The sequence below is a fragment of the Kribbella sp. CA-247076 genome, from assembly GCF_050942445.1.
Taxonomy (GTDB): domain Bacteria; phylum Actinomycetota; class Actinomycetes; order Propionibacteriales; family Kribbellaceae; genus Kribbella.
The window spans coordinates 7,254,000-7,274,758 of sequence record NZ_CP192051.1 but is presented as its reverse complement, the minus strand read 5'-3'; the positions used below and the strand labels follow the sequence as shown (position 1 = coordinate 7,274,758).

The window sequence follows — 20,759 nt, the reverse complement described above, 5'->3', positions numbered from 1 at the left end:
CTTCAGTTGGGGTAGGTGATTTCGAAGGTGGGGTAGTCGGGTTGGGGGCAGGGGTTGCCGTGGTGGCCCAGGCGTTCGTAGAAGGGGGCGGCGTCCTGGTGGTGGGCCTGCCATTCGAGGTGGCGGACCCGGGTGGAGGCCCAGTCGGCGACGGACTGCATGAGGGCTCGGCCGATGCCTTCGAGGCGGTGGTCGGGTACGACGTACAGGTCGTGGAGGCGGCCGTGATGGCGGCGGCCGGCGCGCAGGTGGGTGCCGTAGTCCTGGACGACCGCGTAGCCGAGCAGGCCGCGGGCGTCGTCGTACCCGAGGGCGACCCAGCGGGGGTCCTCGACGAGCTCCGCGAAGAGCGACTCGGTCTGTTCCTCGGTGCGGTCGGTGCCGAAGGCCTTGATCAGCGGCCAGAACGCATGCCAGTCGTCGCGGGTGAGCGGGCGGACGGGCATGAACCCAGCGTCCCAGGACTCAGGAGAAGTTGCAGCCGACTTATTGACAACATGTTGTCGTCATGACAGTATGTTGTCTATGAAGACAGCATATGTGGGTGTGTACGAGACGTGGGCGGACTGGGAGATCGGGCATCTGCTGGTCGAGTTGCGGACCGGGCGGTTCACCGGCGAGCAGTGGACGATCGTCACGGTCGGCGAGACGCGGGAGCCGGTGACGACCATGGGTGGGTTGCGGATCGTGCCGGACAAGGTGCTGGCCGAGGTCGAGCCCGAGGACGGCGACCTGCTGGTGCTGGCGGGGTCGGCGCAGTGGGACGAGGGTGGCGGGGACGCGTTCGCGAAGTTGGCGCAGCGGTTCCTCGACGCCGGCGTACCGGTCGCGGCGATCTGCGGTGCGACGGCCGGGCTCGCGCGGGCCGGGCTGCTCGATGACCGCAAGCACACGAGCGCCGTGAGGGAGTACTTGCTGGCAACTGGCTACCAGGGCGGCGACAACTACGTGGACGAGCGCGCGGTGGTCGACGGCGACCTGATCACGGCCGGCCCCGATTCGCCGGTGCAGTTCGCGCGGGCGGCGCTGCAGCGGCTCGGGCTCGCGTCCGACGTGAAGCTGGACGCGTACGAAGGCGTGTTCCACCGCGGCGACCCGTCGGCGTACCCGGCGCTCGTCGGCTGATGACTGTTCCTCCGCGCAAGGACTGGCCGAAGCCGGGTCCGCAGTCGGAAGGTGGTGCGGTTCTGACCGATGTCGTTCTCGCCACCTTCCGGCTGAACGCCCGGCTGATGGAGGCCGCCCAGGACCTCGCGGCCCACGGCGGGCTGACCGCCGCGTGGTGGCAGGTCCTCGGCGGCGTCCTGGACGAGCCGCGGTCGGTCGCCGATGTCGGCCGGATCATGGGTGTCACCCGGCAGGGCGTGCAGCGGATCGCCGACCTGCTGGTCGAGCGCGGCCTGGCCGAGTACCGGCCGAACCCGGCGCACCGTCGCGCCAAACTGCTCGCCTGTACCGAGGCCGGCTACTGGGCGATCCGGCAGATCTCGATCGCCCAGCACCCGTTCGCCGAGAAGCTCAGCGCGAGCGTCGACCTGGACGATCTGAAGACGACGCTCGCCACCATGCAGGCGCTGATCACCAGGCTCGAAGAAGCTTGACCGCGAGGCTCCGTCCGTAGGTGTGGTGAGTGGTGAAGGTCAGCCGGGTCCCGGTCAACGTCCGCACCACCTGGACACCCGGGACCGCAGAGGCAGGTCGCAGGTACTGCGCCCACAGGTTCACCGTGATCGTGTCGCGAGCCGTCGTCGGGTCGGACACGGCCACGGTGAGCGAGCGGTCCTTCTGTCGTTGCAGCAGCAGCGACGCCGGACCGTCGACGGTCAGGCCGGGCAGGTTGTGCCGGCCGGGACCGAAGCTGTTGACGCCGGTCAGCCCGAGACCGAGGTGATGGATCGCCTGCAGCCGCGGAGTGTTCGACAACACGACGACCCGTCCGTGCTGGTAGGAGCGCAGTGCGGACTCCGTTGCATTAGGCACCAATGCGTAGGCCATCGACCGCTTCGATCCGGCCGGCTGCGCGACCGTCAGTCCGAACACCTGCTTCGTCGCCGCCGTGTCCGGGTTCGACGTCCGCACCACCCGCCGGCTCCGCGTCACCTGCTGCAGGTCCACCGACACCTGACTCGGCTGCAGGAAGTAGTACCCGAGCGACACCGCGCCGTTCGCGTACCGCAGCCACCGCGGATCCGTCGTACCCGTCCCGGTCCAGGCCGTGCCGTCCCGCCGTACGCCGGTGATCGCGACGGGATCACCCGGCGCGGCGATCCGGGTGTCGATCGTGGTCGTGACGGCGCGCGTCGAGTCGCCGACACCGGCGGCCAGGACGACGATCTCGTCGTCGAGCAGGAACCACGACTTGGTCGCCTCGGCGTTGCGGTACACGACGAAATCGTCGGGCAGGACGTCGCGGGACGCGTACGCGAAGTCGCTCGACTGCACCCAGCCGGCCGCGCCGTACGCACCGAGGGTCGCGCCGCCGGAGTGCGCGTTCGTGCCGGTCGGGAAGTAGACGTAGGTGTTCTGCGACTCGCTCGACGGCGTGAAGTTCAGCGGGTGGTCCGGGTTGTCGTAGTACGGCGTCCCGTAGAGCTCCGGGATCGACTTCCGGGTCTCGACCGGTGCGGTCACGCCGCCGAGCGCGTACGGCGAGACCGTGGTGAAGTAGTCGATGCCGAAGGCCTGCGTCTGGTCCTGGCCGGACAGGTACAGGTAGTGCGCGCCGTCGCCCTGGAACCACGGCAGCAGGTTCTCGCCGCTCATGTACTCGTACTTGCTGATCCGGTCCGAGTTCCGGGCCAGCGCGAACGCGAACCCGGGCCGCCGGTGCACGGTCCGGTCCATCGCGTTGAACGCCGTCGTACTCGCGGCCGGGTTGAGATCGGCCGGGACGATCGCCGGGTCGGCCACGATGTCGGCGAACCGGGCGATGCTGACCGGCGAGACGAAGGTGTTCGGGTTGATCGTCGGCCGGGCGGTGTACTTCGCGAACGACTTGAGCCGGCCAGCGTCCGTGCCGGTCGCGTAGTCGGCCAGGTCGACGATCGCCTCCACGACGACCGCGACGTCGGCGTACCCGGTGCCGGTCCGGGATACCGCGCGACCCTTGACGATCTCCATCATCCAGCCCTCGAAGATCAGCGGCGCGAACCCGTGCTCGACCCAGCCCTGGACCACCCCGACGAGGTCGTCGCTCTGCGCGTACTCCGTACCCGCGAGCACCTTGATGGTCTGCACGACCCGGCTGAGCAGGCCCTTGCCGTACGAGCCGGTGTACGCGACCGACGAGTGCTGGATGAACGAGCCGTCGGCGTAGTACCCGTCGGTGACTCCGTGCTGGAGGTTGTACGGGTCGATCGTCGCGAACACGGTGAACTGGTCCTGCAGTGCCTTGCGGATCCGGGCGTCGTCGCCCATCAGCGCGCCCTGCAGCACCCGGTTGGCGGTGATGTCGACGAGGTTCGCGCCGGTGTGGAAGCGCGAGTCCAGGTCGACGTCACCGTCCTTGCCGTTGCGCAGGTAGGCGTCCATCGACGGGACGTACCGCGCGATCAGGTCGGCGGGGGCGTCCAGCAGGGCCAGCGTCTTCGACACGTGGGTCGAGATGCCGATCTCCCAGTTGAACCAGTTGCCGTAGTACCCCTTCGACTGGTCGCCGTAGTAGTTGTCGTGCAGCCAGACCAGCTTCTCGGCCACCCGGGCGCGGACCTGCTCGTTGCCCTGCAGGTCCGACGCCGGGCCGGGCCGCTTGGTCGCGAGGGCGATCTCGTAAAGGTGCTGGTACGACGCGTTGAGGTTCGAGTCGCTCGTGCCGAGGGGGAGACCGGCGAACAACTCCCCGGGTCCCGCGCCGTCCATCGCGGTCAGCCAGGTCCGGGCGGTCGCGTCCAGGGCGGTCAGCTTGGCGGCGACCTCGGGGCGGGCGTTCGACTCCGGCGTACCGGCGTAGATCGCGATCGCGTTGGCGAGCAACTGGCTCGGGTCCGCCACCGTACTGCGGGTGGCGGCGCGGGCGCCCGGGGCAGGGTTGACCGCGGTCAGCAGCGCGGTGGCGGGAACGAACGACAGCAGGCGGCGGCGGGTGATGTCCACAGGTACTCCCAGGCGGATGGGAAAATCCTCACCCGGGGAGTCAACCAGCCGGAACTATCCTCCGGCAAGCGCTTGCACGCCGCTGATTTCGGCTCAGGAGCCGCCCGCGCCCACCAGTTGGCCGTCGAGCGACAGGATCCGGATGGGCCCGCCGGACTCCTTCGTCGGGATCACCAGGGCCGCCTGATACAGATAGTCTTGGTGCAAGGTCTGCGTGTACTTGACCATGCTGCTGAACGCGGTCGCCTCGCCGCTGGTCCAGTAGGCGTTCGACCCCGGCTCGACCCGCTGCAGGTACTGCTCGGTCAGCGCTACGAAGACCAGCGCCTCGCCGGTCGACGTGATGAAGGGCAGCGGCTCGCCGGACGCCGCGAAGGTGTCGGCGACACTCGCGATGTACGTCTCCTTGGTGTCCGCGAGTTTCGCCTTCGCCCGGCGCTCGAGCAGGGTCGTCGTCCCGGGCGACGGGGCGAACAGCTTCGCCTCCGACGACTTCGCCCCCTCCGACAGGTACGCCGCGAGCGTCTCGGCGGCCGCGGACGGCCGGGTGAACAGGCCGTCCACGTCGGCCTGCGACGGCGTCCGCAGCCCGTCCATCGACGGGAGCTTGACCGACTTCAGTGGGTAGACCGAGTGCGTCAGCAGCCACGGCGTACCGGCGCTTTCCCGCTGCCAGACACCGAGCTGCCGGCTGCCCGGGGCGTCCGAGACGCCGGAGCTGACCACGAACCGCATCGGGTACGACCCGAACTCGGGTGCGCCGATCTTCGGCTCGGTGAAGCTGAACGGCTTCTCCTTGTCCTTCCCGGCGGCGTCCAGCTTGCGGCCGATCAGGTAACCGGCCCGGGTCTGGGTGAGCGTCGGACCGGCCTCGATCGTCTCGGCCAGCTTCGCATCCCGCGCCTGGTTCGCCTGGTTGTTCAGCTCGTTGTACCGCTTGACGACGTCCTGGGCGTCGGCGACCGTGATCGCCGGGCGGGTGTCCGGCGCGGCCGCGCTGTTCTCGGCCGGGAGCAGCCCGCAGCTCGTTGTCGTCAGCAACATGGCGCCGCTGGCCAGGAGCGCGGCGGTCTTCCGCACCGCCTCGTCGCTGCGCTCGAACTCCGGCGACTCCTCCAGCCGGACGGTCGCCGGCTCCTCGTCGTACTCGGTGATCTCGTAGGAGACCTCCTGGTAGTCCGTTTCGTCGAGCCGGGTCTGGGCTCCCTGGTGCTCGGCGTCGTCGCGGACCGCGCCGACGGAGACCAGGAAGGCGGGCGACTTCGCCTTCGCCACCGCGACCGGTGACATCAGCATGGGGGCGGTGGTGATCGGCTCCCGCCCCTCGGCCGGCCGGCGCACTGGCGCACGGTAGGCCGGGGCTCCGTACGGCGATTGCGACAGAGGCGCGTCGACCGGGCTGTCCGACGGGGTGCCGGAAGGGTTGTCGGACGCGGTGGTTGAGGCCGCGGGGACAGAGGCCGGGGTGACGGTGGTTGTGTCGTCGGCGGACTGCCGGCCGGAGGTTTCGGTGCGCGGGGTGGGAGGTGCTGGTTGGTGGGCGACTGATTGGTCGGTGGCGGTGCGAGAGGAGAGTGCCGCCGACTGAGGAGTGGGCGAGAACGGGGAGAGGGCGGCTGGTCGGGCGGCGCCCGGCTGGGGGTTGGCCAGGGCGGCTGCGTGGGCGGTGTGCGGCTGGCCAGGGGCCCGTCGCGAGGTCAGGGTTGCCGGCAGCGGGGTTGCCGGTTGGAGGGCTGTCGGCTGGGGGATGGCCGGGAGAGGGGTGATGCGGATGTGGGGGGCCGGGGTGGGGCGGCGGCGGAAGGTCAGGGTGAGGCCGATGGCGAGTACGACAGTGCCGGCGCCCAGCACCAGCAGGCAGATCCCGAACGCCCGGTCGACCTCGACGCCGAACGTGACGTCGGCACCCACGGCCGGCGTACCGTCCGCGTTCATCACGACCACGTCGTACCGGCCGTCCTGGATCGGCCAGGCGATCGACTGCCGGCCCGGCCCGCCGGCCTCGGCGACCCACCAGTCGAGCTCACTCGGCGGGGTCAACCGGGTGGTGCGACCGCGCATCTCCTGCGTGCCGAACGTCGCCGGCGGGTCGAACCGGATCAGCCGGCTGTGCGCCGTACCGGACAGGTAGTTCGCGACGTCCAGGTCCTGGCCGACGCCGACGAAGACCGGACGGTCACCGCTCGCGGTGACGTGCAGGGTCGGTCCGTGCCGGTCGAGCAGGTCGGGCGCGGTGATGACGGCCAGGCCCTGGCTGCTGAACGGCCGGCTGCCGGTGGCGATCGTGTTGTCCGGGCCGACCAGCCAGAAGGCGGCGACTGCGCCGGCGAGCGTGACCACCAGGCCGGCCAGCGTGAGCAGCAGGCCCAGGGCGGTGCGGGCGAAACGCATGAAAGGCTCCCGTTGTACGACGAACCCGGCCCGCGGCGGGTGGACCGGGCAACGAGGTCCCCGCGGCGGCGCGATGTTGCACCCCGTAGTTCACCCGTTGCCCTGGATAACTGATCCAACAAGAATCTGTTACGGCCGGCCCGGACCACTTGCCTAACTCAACCGTTTGAACCGAAAACTCCAGTTGTCGGAATTAGGGGCACCAGGCAACAAAAAAGAGCCCGGGCCGGACGGCCTGGGCTCTGACATGTCCTGACAAGTGGAGCGGGTGACGGGAATCGAACCCGCACTGTCAGCTTGGGAAGCTGATGTTCTGCCATTGAACTACACCCGCGCGGCCGGCCGGTGGTCCCGGCAGGCGGAGACGAGCATAGCGGATGGGTGGGGCGCGAGCCACGGTGGGTCCGCGTGCCGCGACGGATCGGGGTGCTCGGGTGGTCTAGAGGGATGCCGATGCCGGGCAGAACGGTCCGCGGGCATCGGGCCGGCGTCGGCGGACGTCGTACTCGCGCCGCCGGAACTGATGCCGAACGCATCGAAAAGTGGCCGCCGGGCGGTTTGCGCGGGGGTTACCTGGGCAGTTTTCCACAAAGGGCACGCCGAGGACTGGGCAGGCCCGGCATCTTCTGGCAGATTAGAGGGCGTTGCCGGGGGCAACATTCGACGCAACGTGAGGATGCGGTCCTCACCTGGACCGGACAAGATGGTTGCGGGGCAACTGGATGAAGGGGTGAATGGTGGCAACAGACACGAGTGACGCGCTGGACAACCTGGAGAAGGAGCTCGTCACACTGGCACGACGGCTGCGCGGTCTGCAGCGGACGCTGTCCGACGAGGCGCATCCGGATCTGGAGCCGGCGCAGTACGCGTTGCTGAACCACGTCGAGGAGCTGGCGCCGGTGCGGATGGCCGACCTGGTGGCGGCGCTCGAGGTGGACAAGGGTCCGGTCAGCCGGGCCTGCGCGCGCCTGGAGGAAGAGGGTCTGCTGAAGCGTGCGGCCGACAAGTCCGACGCCCGCGCGACGCTGCTGACGCTGACCGCGGCGGGCAAGCGCAAGCTCGCGGCGGCCCGGAAGAAGCGGCACCGGGTGATCGAGGACCTGCTCAAGGACTGGTCGCCGGCCCAGGTGAAGACCTTCGCCACCCAGGTGTCGAAGTTCAACCGGCTGGCCAACTGACGTTCGTTGCCTGAGGCCCCTGACTCGCCGGTACGCCGCAACGGTGCCGGACGACGACCGGGGTACGACGGCCGGACGGACGACAACTCGGGGAAGCCCGGAGACGTGGTCACGCCGGGGAGCTGAGGGCTCCGGACGATCGGTCACCGGGCACCGGGATCGCAGGGCCGGACGAGCGCGATGCGTCGCTCGTCCGCAGCAGGTGGAAGGATTCGGGCCGCTGCCGGGGGAGCGGCGGCCGGATCCGGGGGCGGCCAGGAACTGAGCCGACGGGAACAGACCCGACGGGACTGAGCCGACGGGAACAGAACCCACGGGACTGAGCCGACGGGACTGGGCCGACGGGGCGAGGCGCTGCTAGGTTGCCTTCGTGCTGCTCTCCGACCGTGACATCCTGGCCGAGCTCGACGCGAAGCGGGTCCAGCTGGACCCGTTCGACGCTGCGATGGTGCAGCCGTCGAGTGTCGACGTACGGCTGGACCGGTTCTTCCGGGTGTTCGAGAACCACAAGTACCCGCACATCGACCCGGCCGAGGAACAGCCCGACCTGACCCGGATGGTCGAGCCGGAGGGCGACGAGCCGTTCATCCTGCACCCGGGTGAGTTCGTGCTCGGATCGACGTACGAGCTGGTGACGCTGCCCGACGACGTGGCGGCCCGGCTGGAGGGCAAGTCCTCGCTGGGCCGGCTCGGTCTGCTCACCCACTCCACCGCGGGTTTCATCGACCCCGGCTTCTCCGGCCACGTGACGCTGGAGCTGTCCAACGTGGCCACGCTGCCGATCAAGCTCTGGCCCGGGATGAAGATCGGCCAGCTCTGCTTCTTCCGGCTGTCGTCCCCGGCCGAGCACCCGTACGGCTCCAGCAAGTACGGCTCGCGGTACCAGGGCCAGCGGGGCCCCACGCCGTCGCGCTCCTACAAGAACTTCCACCGCACGGACATCTGAACGACGAACGGGCCCCGGTCGACCGGGGCCCGTTCGTTCACGCGGTAGGACTCAGCGCGATGAGCGCGGGCTTGTAGTCGCCTTGCACGTAGACCCCGCCGTACTTGGTGACGGTCTGCGGTGACCGCAGCTTCCCGTCGTACAGCGACATGACCGAACCGTTCGCGTTGGCCGGACCGTTCGTCTGCGAGCCGGAGCCGGGCGACTGCGAGGAACTCGGCGTCCCGCCGTCCGTCGGGCTTGCGCTCTCCGACGGCGCCGGTGTGCTGCCCTTGAGGTCCTCACCGGTGGCGGCGTCCATCAGGACCGGCTGCGCCTCGGTCTGCGCGTAGATGATGCCGTGGAACGCCGCGGTGACGGACGGAACGATCCGGTTCGAGGTCTTCTCGGTGTAGCCCCAGACCTTCTTCCCGGTGCTGTCGTCGATGCCGATGATCTCGTCGTTGCCATCGGTGGCCCGGGCGGTGCAGACCACCGCCGTGGCCTCGTCACCCCGGCAGCCGAAGTTCATCGTGCCGTCCTGCACGAGGCCCTTGATCGGTACGACGGCGCCGGTCGGGAGGTCGACGGAGTACACGGTGTTGTTGTTGTCGGTGTCGCTCCGGCGCGTGGTCCCGCTCAGGTACCCACGCTTCGAGCCGTGGCCGGCGACGTGCAGGACGGCCTGGTTGGTCGGCGTCCGCTTGGTGATCTTGCCGGTGGCCGCGTCGGCGACGAGGATCGTGGCCTCGCCCTGGCCCGCCGCGTTGCCGCCGTTCGCGCCGGCGACGACTCCGTTGAGCACCGCGGCGACGTCGAACGAGGGGATCACCGTGGACTTCTGCGTCTTCGGGTCGGCGTACACGGTGAAGGTCGCGCCGACCTTCTGGCGTCCGGCCGCGCCGGCGGGCTTCAGGCCGATCGCGAGCTGGCCGGTGGCGGCGTCGTACGCCTGGCCGACCAGGTCGTCGGCACCTTCGCCGGGGCCGAGCGTCGCGGAGAGATCGGTGACCACCTCGGCGACCTTCTTGCCGTCGGCGGCGTCGATCCACTGGAACAGCACCTGTCCCTTGGCCTTCTGCGTGCCGTTGCCCTTGTCGTTCTGGACGTAGGCCATCGCGACCACGTCCTCGCCGTCCAGCTGGACGGCCATCGGATCGGTCAGGCGCACGATCTCGGTCGTCGCCGCCTCGGCCGCGGGCACCATCCAGGGCTCTTTCTGCGCAGCGATGTCCCGCCCGGTGAGGCCGGTGGCACTCGCGACCAGCGTGGTCCGGCCGACCATGCCGGTCCGGACGCCGTCCTGGCCTTCGAGCGGGAACGCCGATGCGGCGGCGAAGGACTTGGGTGGGTCGAAGGACGGGACGGGCGGCGCCGAGGGGGTTGTCGCCGAGCTGGCACCACCGGCGTCGGGGGTGGACTCGGAGTTCGGGTCGTCGCTGCCGCCGCAACCGGCGAGCAGGACGACGGCGGCGGTGGCGGTGGCGGTGGCAACTGCCATCGGGCGCAGCATCGTTGGTTACTCTCCCAGGTCGACCGAGAATGATCGCCTGAACGCTAGCAGTGTCCGTGGGTCCCGCCGCGGACTTATCCACAGCCCTTGCACGAACCTGCAGTCCTCAGCCGGTCGGCCGGAGCGCGACCAGGATCGCTTCGTTGTCGTAGCTCGCGGTGCCGGTGGCGGGCTGGAGGTAGACCCCACCGTACGGCGTGACGGCCGTGGGCGACTGTACGGCGTTGTCGAAGAGCTCCAAGGAACTGGACAGCGCCGAGGACGGAGCGCTGGTCGAGAGGTACTTCCCGGTGGAGATGTCCAGCAGCACCGGCTTCGCGCCGTTCTGTGCGTAGACGACGCCGTGGAAGGCCGCCGTGATCCGCGGTACGGCGCCCTGCTGCTCGGTGAAGCCCCAGATCTTCCGGCCGGTCGCGTCGTCGATGCCGAGAATCTCGGTCATCCGGAGATCCTCTGACCCGTTGCAGACGATCCCACCGGCTCGATCGCCCAGGCAAGTGAAGCCCCACGGGCCGATGTGTGGTGACACGATCGGCACGACCGCGCCGGAGACGAGATCCACCGAGAGCAACGTGTCGCGGTACTGGTAGGCCGGCTTGCGGACGATCTCCGAGCCCTGGAAGACCGCGTGCCGTGCGCCGCTGCCGACCGGCCAGACGGATTCGACGCGGGTCGGAAGTCGCTTCGTGATCCGGGCCTTGGCGCCGTTGACCACCACGAGGGCGTTGCCCGGCCCGACCCCCGCGATGACGCTGTTCCGTACGCCGCCCGGGACGACGAACGGGATCACGGACGACTTCCGGGTCGTCGGGTCGACGTACACGGTGAAGTCGCCGGCCCTCGCCTCGGCCGCGTCCGAACCGGGGCTGACACCGATCGCGAGTTGTCCGGTCGAGGCGTCGTACACCTGTCGCAGCACGCGGTTGCCGCGTTGACCGCGGCCGAGGGCGGTGCTGAGGTCGGCGGTCACTTCGGCGACCTTGGTGCCGTCGGCCGGATCGAGCCATTGAAAGAGGACGCGTCCTCGGGACTTGCTGGACTGGACGTACGCGACGGCGGACGACGTCCTTACCCTGCAGCTGGACCGGCATCGGCGTGGACACGTCGTAGGTGGTGATTCCGGCCGCTGCCGCCGGGACGGTCCAGGACTTGCCCTCGGTCACGATGCTGCGGCCGGTGGTCCCGGTGAGTCCGGTGCTCACCGCGGTCTGGCCCACGATGCCGGCGGACACGGTGTCCTTGTTGTCCTTCAGGTTCCGCCGGATGCCGAAGGCAGCCGTAGGGACGAATTGTCTGGGTGGATCGAAGGCGGCCGGCGTACTCGCCGCGGTCGTGCCGGCGTCGTCCGGCCTGACGTCGGCGTCGTTCCCGCTGCAGCCGCCGAGCAGCGCCATGGTGGCAAAGCCGGTGACAACTGCCTGACGCAGCTTCATGCTGTCTTCCCCCACCGCCCTGAATGATCGGGGGAACGCTAGCAGCGTCACCTGGACGTGGTCGTCAGCAGGCCGAGACGGTGCAGCAGGCTGTACAGGGCCGGGGCGTTGTTCGGCCTCATCGGACGACCGAGAGGCCGGGGCGGCGGGCGTGGGCCTGGGGCTCGAGGCGGTCGGCGAGGCGCCGGAGGGCGGTGGCCAGGGTGTGGCGCGGGGCGCTGACCTGGTCGACCTTGAGCGACTCGCGGACCTGCCGGCGGCGGGCCTGGATCTCGGCCTGCCGGACCTTCTCGGCGACCTGGTAGCGGGCGACCTCTTGGTGTTCGGTGATCATCGTTCTGCTCTCCTCACTCTGTCCTGATCTCGGCAGTGCTTCGCCCAGGTCCCGCCGGAGCCGTGGCCGGCGGGACCTGCTGGGTGGTGGTGACTCAGTTGGTGTGACTCAGCTGGTGTGGATCAGACCTTGACGACACTGATGTCGCCGGAGACCGTGCGGGCCCGCAGCATCAGCGCGCGCTCGCCCTCGGCCGGCTTCTCGCCGCGCTCGAGCTCGCACCGGATCCGCCCGGTGACGGTCTTCAGGTCCAGGAACGTCGGGACGCCGTCGGGCACCCCGATCTGGACGTCGCCCCGGGCCGTCTCCGCCTGGACACTCGGTCCGTCGGCGATCTCGACCCGGACGTCACCGGATCCGGAGGTGGCGACCGAGTGGTCCCGGATCCGCTCGATGGTGATGTCACCCGAGCCGACCTTGACGGTGGTCGGGCCGGCCGCGTCGCCGACCCGGACGTCACCGGAACCGGTGCTCAGCCCGAGTGCGTCGCCGGCCTCGTCGATGGTGATCGAGCCGGAGCCGGTGCCCGCGCGGACCATGCCGGCCGCGTGCCCGACCCGGACGTCGCCGCTGCCGGTGTTGATCGCCAGGTCGCCCTCGACCCGCTCGATCCGGACGTCGCCGGAGCCGGTCGACAGCCGGGCGCTGCTCAGCGGCGTCCGCGCGCTGATGTCCCCGGAACCCGTCTTGATCCGGGCCTCCAGCGTGGCCGGGGTGGCGATCCGGACCTGGATGTCGGGGCCGCGGCGGACGTCGCGGGGGCCTTCGACGATCAGCTCGCCGTCGTGCACCTTGAAGACGACGTCCTCCTCGCTGCCGCTGTCGACCTCGAGGGTGACCTCGGTGTCGGTGCCGTCGGCCGGGACGATCTCGACCCGGCCGGAGCCGATCTCGATCCGGACCCGGTCGATCAGGCTCGCGTCCTCGACCAACTGACTGGTGAACCCGCTCACTGGACCCACCCCGTCATCCGCTGGCCCGGCCCGCGGCGCCCGCCGCGGTGGTCCCGGTCCCGGTCCCGCCGGCCCCGGTCACGATCACGGTCGCGGTCCTTCCCGCGCTTGCCGCGCTCGGGTCCGAACACGCCCTCCTCGCCGAACGGTCCGTCCGGGCCGAACACGCCGTCCGGGCCGAACACGCCCTCAGGTCCGAGCGGTCCATTCGGGCCGAGCGGTCCGTCGGGACCGAAGAAGCCGCCGCGCGGCGGACGCGGGGGCCGCGGCGGGCGCGGCTCGCGGCCGCGGCCCCGGCCACGGTCGCTCAGCTCGGTCATCACCGTGCGCATCAGCCACGCGTTCGAGGAGATGCCCTCGGCGGCGGCGGCCTCGTCCACCTTGTTCTTCACCGACATCGGCAGCCGCAGGGTGATCCGCGCGGTCGGCTCGTCGGCCTCCGGGGCGATCGCCTCGGCGGGCTGGTCGTCGGTCTCGTCGTCGATGTCCTCGTCGTCCGTGTCGTCGTGGCCGGTCAGCTGGCTCGGGGCCGGCGTGACCACGAACTCGGGACGGCCGCCGGCCATCCGGAGCTCGACCGATCCGGGGGACAGCTCGCGGCTGATCTCCCCGGCGGCGTCGGACAGGGCTGAAATCAGGGCCAGGCGGCCCGCGTCATCCAGCGTGGCTCCGAGGCGCTGGGCCACGGAGCGAGTCTGGTCGTCGGCCAGGGCGGTCGCGTTCTCGACGCTCCGCCGTACCGACTCGAGATAGTGGTCAAGTTCCATGACAGCAAGCATGACGTCATGATGACGTCACTGTCAACCCCGTCTGATGTCATGACGGCGGCACAGGCAGAATGTCCTGCAGTCGGCGACAGGAGGAGCAGTGTCCAGAGGTGTGCTCGTCACGGGTGCTTCCCGGGGTGTCGGGGCGGAGGTCGCGAAGGTGTTCGCGCGGGCCGGTGACCGCGTCGTGCTGCACTGCCGCGGCGCGGTGGAGCGGGCCGAGCAGGTCCGCGCCGGCCTGCCCGGCGAGGGTCACGGCGTGGTCGCCGCCGACCTCGGCGATCCGGCCGAAATCCCTTCCCTGGTTGAGGAATCGGTCACGATCCTCGGCCGGATCGACGTGCTGGTGAACAACGCGGCGCTGTTCGTGGACGAGCCGGTCGCGGGCTCCCGTCGGCTCGGGCATCCGCTCGCCGAGACGTCGTACGACGACTGGGTGGCGGCCTGGCGCCGTACCCTCGCGGTGAACCTGGAAGGCGCCGCGCACGTGACCTGGTGCGTGGCCCGGCAGATGCTGGACAAGGACCCGGCCGACGGCGTACGGCGGGGCGCGATCGTCAACGTGGGGTCTCGCGGGGCGTACCGCGGTGAGCCGGACGTGCCCGCGTACGGCGCCGCGAAGGCCGGACTGCACTCGCTCGGGCAGTCGTTGGCGGTGTCGCTGGCGCCACATGACATCACCGTGACGTCAATCGCTCCCGGATTCATCGCCACCGACATGGCCGAGGCGGTGCTGTCTGGCCCCGGAGGCGACGCGATCCGGGCGCAGAGCCCGTTCGACCGGGTCGCGACCGCGGAGGAGGTCGCCGAAGCCGTCCTTTGGCTCGCCTCACCCGCGGCCGGCTGGTCCAGCGGCGCCGTCCTCGACTTCAACGGCGCCTCCTACCTGCGCTAGCTCCCGGCGGGTGGTGGCAGGTGGCGAGTGATGGACGGCTGCTGGGGTGGCGGGGGTCAGTTCTCCGCGCGTTTGACTGAGGTCAGGAGGAGTTGGGCTACGTCGGCGATCTCGACGGAGTCGCGGGCGGAGCCGTCGGACTGTTTGGCGGTCAGGCCGTCGGAGAGCATGACGCGGCAGAACGGGCAGCCGGTGGCGATCTTGTCCGCGCCGGTCTCGACCGCCTCGGTGGTCCGGTTCACGTTGATCCGGGTGCCGATCTTCTCCTCCATCCACATCCGCGCGCCGCCCGCGCCGCAGCAGAACGACTTGGTCCGGTTCCGCGGCATCTCGGCGTACTCGGCGCCCGGGATGATGTCGAGCAGCTCGCGCGGGGCGTCGTACACCTGGTTGTGGCGGCCGAGGTAGCACGGGTCGTGGTAGGTGATCTTCTGGCCGTTGAGCGTGCTGTCGGCCGGGGCGACCGGGGTGAGCTTGCCGTCGCGGACGAGCCGGTTGAGCAGCTGGGTGTGGTGGATGACGTCGAGCTCGACACCGAGCTGGGAGTACTCGTTCTTCAGGGTGTTGAAGCAGTGCGCGCAGGTCGCGACGACCTTGCGGACGCCGGTCTCCTTGAAGACCTCGGCGTTCTGCATCGCCAGCTGCTGGAAGACGAACTCGTTGCCGGAGCGCCGGGCCGGGTCACCGGTGCAGGTCTCGCCGTCACCCAGGACGGCGAAGCTGACGCCGGCGATGTTCAGCAGCTCGGCCACCGCCTGCGTGGTCTTTTTCGCGCGGTCCTCGAAGGCACCGGCGCAGCCGACCCAGAACAGGTACTCGACCTCGTCCAGCGACTCGATGTCGGTCCCGACCTGCTTGACCTCGAACGGCAGGTCCTTGGCCCAGTCCATCCGGCCGGACGGGTTCATGTTCCACGGGTTGCCCTTGTTCTCCAGGCCCTTGAACAGCCCGTTCAGCTCGGACGGGAACGAGGACTCGATCAGCACCTGGTAGCGGCGCATGTCCATGATCGCGTCGACGTGCTCGATGTCGACCGGGCACTGCTGCACGCACGCGCCGCACGACGTACACGCCCAGAGCGCGTCCTCGTCGATTACCGCGACGTCCGGCGACCCGACCAGCGGCTTGTCCTGCTCGGCCAGCACCAGCTCCGGCAGCGACTTGCGCTCGTCGTCGGACGACGCGAGCAGGTACGGCGCCTTGGCGTACGCGTGCTCGCGGAGGTTCATCACCACGAGCTTCGGTGACAGCGGCTTCTCGGTGTTCCAGGCCGGGCACTGCGACTGGCAGCGGCCGCACTCGGTGCAGGTGGTGAAGTCGAGCAGGCCCTTCCAGGTGAAGTCCTCGACCTTGCCGACGCCGAGAGCGGCGTCCTCGTCCAGGTCCTCGATGTTCTCGAAGTCGATCGGCGCGCCGCCGACCATGATCGGCTGCAGCGCGCCGAGCGCGTTGCCGCCGTCGGCCTCACGCTTGAACCAGATGTTCGGCCAGGCGGTGAACCGGTGCCAGGCGACCCCCATGGTGGCGTTCAGCGAGATCGTGATCATCCAGGCGAACGAGATCAGGATCTTGATCATCGCGACCAGGTAGACCACGTTCTCCAGCCCGCTCTCGCTCAGTCCGCCGAACAGCTGCTCGCCGATGAAGAACGTGCCCGGGAAGTGGAATTTCGAGCCCGCGCCCAGCTGGTACTCCAGGCCGCGCAGCAGCAGGATGCAGACGAGTACGCCGAGGATCGTGTACTCGACGTAGTACGCCTGCCAGGCGCGCGATCCGAAGAACCGGGAGTACCGGGCCAGGTGCCCCTTCGGGAGGTTGAGCAGCCGGATCACGATCAGGCCGACGATCGAGATCAGCCCGGTCCAGGTGAGGAACTCTGTCACCCACTCGAACACGAACCAGTGCCCGATGACCGGCAGCGCGAAGTGTGCGTCGAACAGCTGCCCGAAGGCGGTGACCAGGCTGAGGAACAGCCCGATGAAGCCGAACGCGACGAACCAGTGCAGTACGCCGATGTGACTCCACTGCAGCATCCGGGTGTGCCCGAGCGTCTCCTTGGCCAGCGTGACGCTGCGCTGCCCGGGACGGTCGGCGCGGCCCGGGGCCGGCTGGCCGAGCTTGATGACGGACACCATGTGCCCGATCGTCTTGCCGAACAACGCGATGCCGACGGCGGCGATCGCGAGCGAGACGACGATGGCGAGGATCTGCATACCAGCGATGTTATTGGTTGGTTACTCGTGAGTCATGTCGATGCGGCCCGCGTCACGTGGGAGATGTGACCTGGAACAACCCGAGGTTACTCGTTCAGCCGGTGCAGCCGGGCCGCCGCGACCGGAAGCCTGGGGTCGGCGGGCAGCAAGGTTGTGACGAGCGTCTCGAAGATCTCTAGGTCCTCGGCACCGGTCGAGGTCTGGGCGAAGCGCCACACCAGGTCGGGATCGGCGGTGTCGAGGACCGCGCGGCGGACGCTCGCGTCGAGCTCGTCGCGCTCGGCGCGCAGCGCGGGCGCGTCGGACCGGGCGAGCAACGGTCCGTTGTACAGGTCGAGGACGGTGGTCAGCTCGCCGTCGCGGAGGGCGGCCTGGACGTCGGTGACGTCGCCGGTGACCTCGGCGATGATCCGGTACGGCTTGGTGTCGAGGACTCCGCCGCCGAGCAGGTTCCGCAGTCGGTGCATCTCCGCGCGCACGGTGGTCGGATTGCCCTCGTCGCCGTACAACTGAAGCATCAGTTGCTCGGCGGTGAGGCCGGCCGGGTGCAGCAGGAGCAGCGCGAGTACTTCGGCGCGCCGCAACGTCAGCGCGATCTCCCGGCCGCCGACGACCGCGATCGGCTGACCGGCCCCGAGCAGCTTCAGCCGGAGTGACGGGCGGGTGCTCCGGCGTACCGGCGTACCGGGCATGCGCAGCAGGTAGCCCTCGTCGAGCGGCTCGATCAGGCCTTCCCGGCCGTCACCGAGGTCGATGCGGTCGGCGCCGGCCGGTACGTCGAGACGGTCGGGCAACCACTCGAGCGGCTGTACGGCGAGGACGCGACCCGTCGGCGTGAGGAGTGCGCCGGGTGCGTCGCCCAGGGCCATCAGGTGGCGCATGTTCCGGGCCCGCAGCATCTCGTCGGCCGCGGCCATCCGGACGCGCAGCTGTCCCTCGGCCAGCTGGGCCGCGGCGGTGACAAGCGCGACCATCGCGGGGTGAACCGTGCGCAGCGGTCCGGAGACGTCGACCGCTCCGAGCAGCTTGCCCGTGTCCGGATCGTGTACGGGCGCAGCCGCGCAGGTCCACTCGTGGATCCGGCGGACCAGGTGCTCGGCGGAGTGGATCTGCACCGGCTTCCCGACCGCGAGCGCCGTACCCATGCCGTTGGTGCCGATCTTGTCCTCGGACCAGATCGCGCCTTCGGACAGGGCGATCCGGTCGGCCTGGCGGCGGACGTCGGCTGCGCCTTCGCGCCAGAGGATCGTGCCGCGGGCGTCGGTGATGATCATGATGTGCGAGGCCTCGTCGGCGATCGACGTCAGCGTCTGCCGCAGGACCGGCAGGACGGCCCGGAGCGGGTGGTTCTCCCGCAGGCCCTCGACCACGCCGGTGTCGACGATCACCGGCGGGGCGTCCAGCTCGGGATCGACGTCGGCGGCCAGTGAGCGTTGCCACGAGGCGGCGACGAGCGGGCGCTGGCTCGGCGGCACCCGGCCGCCGCCGAGCACCTCGTCGTACAGCTCACTCAGCCGGCGGGCCTGCTCCGGTGCGTCCATCCAGCCTCACTCCGAGTTGCAACGTCGATGCAACGTCACGCTGCCTAGGTTCGGTCCACCGTCGAGCGTTCCGTAGGAGGACCTATGACGATCTTCGCAGTTCCCGGCAGTGATGGCAGCCCGGTCGCGTACAAATCGCGCTACGAGCACTACATCGGCGGTGAGTGGGTGCCGCCGGCCAAGGGCGGCTACTTCGAGAATCCGACCCCGGTCACCGGTGAGGTCTTCACCGAGATCGCCCGCGGTACGGCGGACGACGTCGAGCGCGCCCTCGACGCCGCCCACGGTGCCGCACCCGCCTGGGGACGCACGTCACCGACCGAACGCGCAACGATTCTGAACAAGATCGCCGACCGGATCGAGGCCAACCTCGAGGCGCTCGCGGTCGCCGAGACCTGGGACAACGGCAAGGCCGTCCGGGAGACGCTGGCCGCCGACCTGCCGCTGGCGATCGACCACTTCCGGTACTTCGCCGGCGCGCTCCGGGCCCAGGAGGGGTCGGTCTCGGTCATCGACGACGACACCGTCGCGTACCACTTCCACGAGCCGCTCGGCGTGGTCGGGCAGATCATCCCGTGGAACTTTCCGATCCTGATGGCGACCTGGAAGCTGGCGCCCGCGCTGGCGGCCGGGAACGCGGTCGTGCTGAAGCCGGCCGAGCAGACGCCGGCGTCGATCCACGTGCTGCTCGAGCTGATCCACGACCTGCTGCCGCCCGGCGTACTGAACGTGGTGAACGGGTTCGGCGTCGAGGCCGGCAAACCGCTTGCCTCGAGCAACAGAGTGGCCAAGGTCGCGTTCACCGGCGAGACCACGACCGGCCGGCTGATCATGCAGTATGCGTCGGAGAACATCATCCCGGTGACGCTCGAGCTCGGCGGGAAGAGCCCGAACATCTTCTTCGACGACGTGGCCGCGGCGCACGACGACTTCTACGACAAGGCGCTGGAAGGGTTCACGCTGTTCGCGCTGAACCAGGGCGAGGTCTGCACCTGCCCGTCCCGGGCGCTGATCCAGTCGTCGATCTACGACAGCTTCCTGGCCGACGCGACCGCGCGGACGCAGGCGATCAAGCAGAGCAACCCGCTGGACACCGACACGATGATGGGCGCGCAGGCGAGCAACGACCAGTACGAGAAGATCCTCGCCTACATCGGCATCGGCAAGGAGGAAGGCGCTCGCGTCGTCACCGGCGGCGCCCAGGCCGAGCTCGAGGGCGACCTGGCCGGCGGGTACTACATCCAGCCGACCATCTTCGAGGGTGACAACAAGATGCGGATCTTCCAGGAGGAGATCTTCGGCCCGGTGGTCGCGGTGACCAGGTTCGACGACTACGCCGACGCGATGAAGATCGCCAACGACACGCTCTACGGGCTGGGCGCCGGCGTCTGGTCGCGGGACATCAACACGGCGTACCGGGCCGGGCGCGAGATCCAGGCCGGCCGGGTCTGGACCAACTGCTACCACGCCTACCCGGCGCACGCGGCCTTCGGCGGGTACAAGAGCTCCGGCATCGGCCGGGAGAACCACAAGATGATGCTCGACCACTACCAGCAGACGAAGAACCTGTTGGTCAGCTACAGCCCGAACAAGCTCGGGTTCTTCTAGGCCATGGTCGAGAAGGTGCTGCTCACGGACGAGGCGGCGGCGCTGCTCCGCCGCCTCACCGAGATGCACGGTCCGCTGATGTTCCACCAGTCCGGTGGGTGCTGCGACGGCAGTTCGCCGATGTGCTACCCGGACGGGGAGTTCAGGACGGGGTCGGCGGACGTGCAGCTCGGCGATCTGGTGGTCGACGGCCTCGACCGGCCGATCGCGTTCTGGATGTCCGCGAACCAGTACGAGTACTGGAAGCACACCCAGCTGACCGTCGACGTGGTGAGGGGCCGCGGCAGCGGCTTCTCCGTCGAGGCCCCGGAAGGCGTCCGCTTCCTGATCCGCTCCCGCCTCTTCACCGACCAGGAGTCCGCCCAACTAGGACTCCCCTAGAACGAGTGCCGACCGTCCGGTGGCGTTGCCGGACGGCCGGCACTCCTGTCCGTTCCGAGCACGGCAGCGTAGATGTCGGAGCTGCCGAGGTCGGGGCCGGCCGCCTTCAGGCGCAGGATGGTCAGGCGCTGCTCGGCCGTCGCGTCGCGCAGCCTGAGAGCGTCCTCCACGTGCGGGCGGTCGATGATGTGGAGCCAGAAGGTTAGGTCGATTTTCCAGGTGGGGGTGTGGAGGACGGCGTAGAAGCGTTCGTCGGTGATTGCCGGGGTTGGGCGGCGGTCGGCGCGTTCGTCTCGGAGGTCGAGGCTCCGGACGTCGATCCGGCGGGCGACGTGGGTCAGGCCGTCGAGGATCCGGGGCGCGGTGGCGTCGGGGGCGTCGAACATGATGTCGAGGTCGCGGTCGACCATCAGGCCCGACAGGGCGCTGCCGATCAGCTGGGGCCGCCAGGGGAAGGCGGATTCGAGCTGGAGACGGTCGGCGAGCTGCCGGGCCTCGGCCTGGAGTGCCTGTGCTTGGTCGAGCAGCGACATGC

The 20,759-nt window shown here is 69.7% G+C and carries 19 protein-coding genes and 1 tRNA gene; 8 read left to right on the top strand and 12 right to left on the bottom strand.

Annotated features, from left to right (window positions below):
* Positions 1–2: 2 nt before the first annotated feature.
* Positions 3–446, bottom strand: coding sequence for an N-acetyltransferase family protein (locus ACQPYZ_RS34735; RefSeq protein WP_433163484.1), 444 nt, complete (start codon positions 444–446; stop codon positions 3–5).
* Between the two features lie 79 nt (positions 447–525).
* On the opposite strand from ACQPYZ_RS34735, the gene ACQPYZ_RS34730 reads away from it, so the two are divergent.
* Positions 526–1,125 (top strand): DJ-1/PfpI family protein, encoded by a 600-nt coding sequence (locus tag ACQPYZ_RS34730; RefSeq protein WP_433163482.1) that lies wholly within the window; start codon positions 526–528, stop codon positions 1,123–1,125.
* A complete protein-coding gene (locus ACQPYZ_RS34725; protein ID WP_433163480.1) occupies positions 1,125–1,601 on the top strand; it encodes a MarR family winged helix-turn-helix transcriptional regulator in 477 nt (158 codons plus the stop codon). Before ACQPYZ_RS34730 ends, ACQPYZ_RS34725 begins: the two co-directional genes overlap by 1 nt.
* Here the strand turns inward: ACQPYZ_RS34725 and ACQPYZ_RS34720 are convergent.
* The 3 genes from ACQPYZ_RS34720 to ACQPYZ_RS34710 all read right to left on the bottom strand — a co-directional run bounded on the left by ACQPYZ_RS34720 (position 1,579) and on the right by ACQPYZ_RS34710 (position 6,817).
* Positions 1,579–4,092, bottom strand: coding sequence for a polysaccharide lyase family 8 super-sandwich domain-containing protein (locus ACQPYZ_RS34720; protein WP_433163478.1), 2,514 nt, complete (start codon positions 4,090–4,092; stop codon positions 1,579–1,581). The two genes, ACQPYZ_RS34725 and ACQPYZ_RS34720, sit on opposite strands and share 23 nt — an antisense overlap.
* A 93-nt stretch (positions 4,093–4,185) precedes the next feature.
* Entirely contained in the window at positions 4,186–6,483 is a 2,298-nt protein-coding gene (locus ACQPYZ_RS34715; protein ID WP_433163476.1) for a hypothetical protein, read from the bottom strand.
* 260 nt (positions 6,484–6,743) lie between these two features.
* Positions 6,744–6,817: transfer RNA gene (locus tag ACQPYZ_RS34710), tRNA-Gly, on the bottom strand.
* A 403-nt stretch (positions 6,818–7,220) separates the two neighbouring features.
* Between ACQPYZ_RS34710 and ACQPYZ_RS34705 the strand changes: the two genes are divergently transcribed.
* Together ACQPYZ_RS34705 and dcd are read left to right on the top strand one after the other, a co-directional pair.
* On the top strand, positions 7,221–7,661 hold the full coding sequence (locus ACQPYZ_RS34705) for a MarR family winged helix-turn-helix transcriptional regulator (RefSeq protein WP_433163474.1): 441 nt from the start codon (positions 7,221–7,223) through the stop codon (positions 7,659–7,661).
* A gap of 370 nt (positions 7,662–8,031) precedes the next feature.
* Positions 8,032–8,607 carry a dCTP deaminase gene (gene dcd / locus ACQPYZ_RS34700; RefSeq protein WP_433163472.1) on the top strand — a complete coding sequence of 192 codons (576 nt, stop codon included), beginning with the start codon at positions 8,032–8,034 and terminating at the stop codon, positions 8,605–8,607.
* Between the two features lie 37 nt (positions 8,608–8,644).
* Here dcd and ACQPYZ_RS34695 read toward each other — a convergent pair whose 3' ends face one another.
* A complete protein-coding gene (locus ACQPYZ_RS34695) occupies positions 8,645–10,087 on the bottom strand; it encodes a hypothetical protein (protein ID WP_433163470.1) in 1,443 nt (480 codons plus the stop codon).
* Between the two features lie 118 nt (positions 10,088–10,205).
* A complete protein-coding gene (locus tag ACQPYZ_RS34690) occupies positions 10,206–11,069 on the bottom strand; it encodes a hypothetical protein (protein WP_433163468.1) in 864 nt (287 codons plus the stop codon).
* A gap of 140 nt (positions 11,070–11,209) precedes the next feature.
* Between ACQPYZ_RS34690 and ACQPYZ_RS34685 the strand changes: the two genes are divergently transcribed.
* Positions 11,210–11,521, top strand: coding sequence for a hypothetical protein (locus ACQPYZ_RS34685; protein WP_433163466.1), 312 nt, complete (start codon positions 11,210–11,212; stop codon positions 11,519–11,521).
* 129 nt (positions 11,522–11,650) lie between these two features.
* On the opposite strand, the gene ACQPYZ_RS34680 is transcribed toward ACQPYZ_RS34685, so the two are convergent.
* From ACQPYZ_RS34680 to ACQPYZ_RS34670, 3 genes are all read right to left on the bottom strand, one after another.
* On the bottom strand, positions 11,651–11,866 hold the full coding sequence (locus ACQPYZ_RS34680; RefSeq protein WP_433163464.1) for a hypothetical protein: 216 nt from the start codon (positions 11,864–11,866) through the stop codon (positions 11,651–11,653).
* 122 nt (positions 11,867–11,988) lie between these two features.
* A complete protein-coding gene (locus tag ACQPYZ_RS34675; RefSeq protein WP_433163463.1) occupies positions 11,989–12,819 on the bottom strand; it encodes a DUF4097 family beta strand repeat-containing protein in 831 nt (276 codons plus the stop codon).
* Positions 12,816–13,586 (bottom strand): hypothetical protein, encoded by a 771-nt coding sequence (locus tag ACQPYZ_RS34670; RefSeq protein WP_433163461.1) that lies wholly within the window; start codon positions 13,584–13,586, stop codon positions 12,816–12,818. Before ACQPYZ_RS34670 ends, ACQPYZ_RS34675 begins: the two co-directional genes overlap by 4 nt.
* Positions 13,587–13,686: 100 nt before the next feature.
* Between ACQPYZ_RS34670 and ACQPYZ_RS34665 the strand changes: the two genes are divergently transcribed.
* Complete coding sequence (locus ACQPYZ_RS34665) at positions 13,687–14,481, top strand: SDR family NAD(P)-dependent oxidoreductase (RefSeq protein WP_433163460.1); 795 nt, start codon at positions 13,687–13,689, stop codon at positions 14,479–14,481.
* Positions 14,482–14,537: 56 nt separating this feature from the next.
* Here the strand turns inward: ACQPYZ_RS34665 and ACQPYZ_RS34660 are convergent, their stop codons facing one another.
* The gene (locus tag ACQPYZ_RS34660) at positions 14,538–16,694 is read right to left on the bottom strand and encodes a (Fe-S)-binding protein (protein ID WP_433163459.1); all 2,157 of its coding nucleotides are present in this window, start codon (positions 16,692–16,694) and stop codon (positions 14,538–14,540) included.
* 86 nt (positions 16,695–16,780) lie between these two features.
* Complete coding sequence (locus tag ACQPYZ_RS34655; RefSeq protein ID WP_433163457.1) at positions 16,781–18,235, bottom strand: GAF domain-containing protein; 1,455 nt, start codon at positions 18,233–18,235, stop codon at positions 16,781–16,783.
* 84 nt (positions 18,236–18,319) lie between these two features.
* Between ACQPYZ_RS34655 and adh the strand changes: the two genes are divergently transcribed.
* Together adh and ACQPYZ_RS34645 are read left to right on the top strand one after the other, a co-directional pair.
* Positions 18,320–19,843 carry an aldehyde dehydrogenase gene (gene adh, locus ACQPYZ_RS34650; protein ID WP_433163455.1) on the top strand — a complete coding sequence of 508 codons (1,524 nt, stop codon included), beginning with the start codon at positions 18,320–18,322 and terminating at the stop codon, positions 19,841–19,843.
* 3 nt (positions 19,844–19,846) lie between these two features.
* Entirely contained in the window at positions 19,847–20,224 is a 378-nt protein-coding gene (locus tag ACQPYZ_RS34645; RefSeq protein WP_433163453.1) for a DUF779 domain-containing protein, read from the top strand.
* Here the strand turns inward: ACQPYZ_RS34645 and ACQPYZ_RS34640 are convergent.
* Entirely contained in the window at positions 20,221–20,757 is a 537-nt protein-coding gene (locus tag ACQPYZ_RS34640; RefSeq protein WP_433163452.1) for a hypothetical protein, read from the bottom strand. The genes ACQPYZ_RS34645 and ACQPYZ_RS34640 overlap by 4 nt on opposite strands.
* Positions 20,758–20,759: the final 2 nt, after the last annotated feature.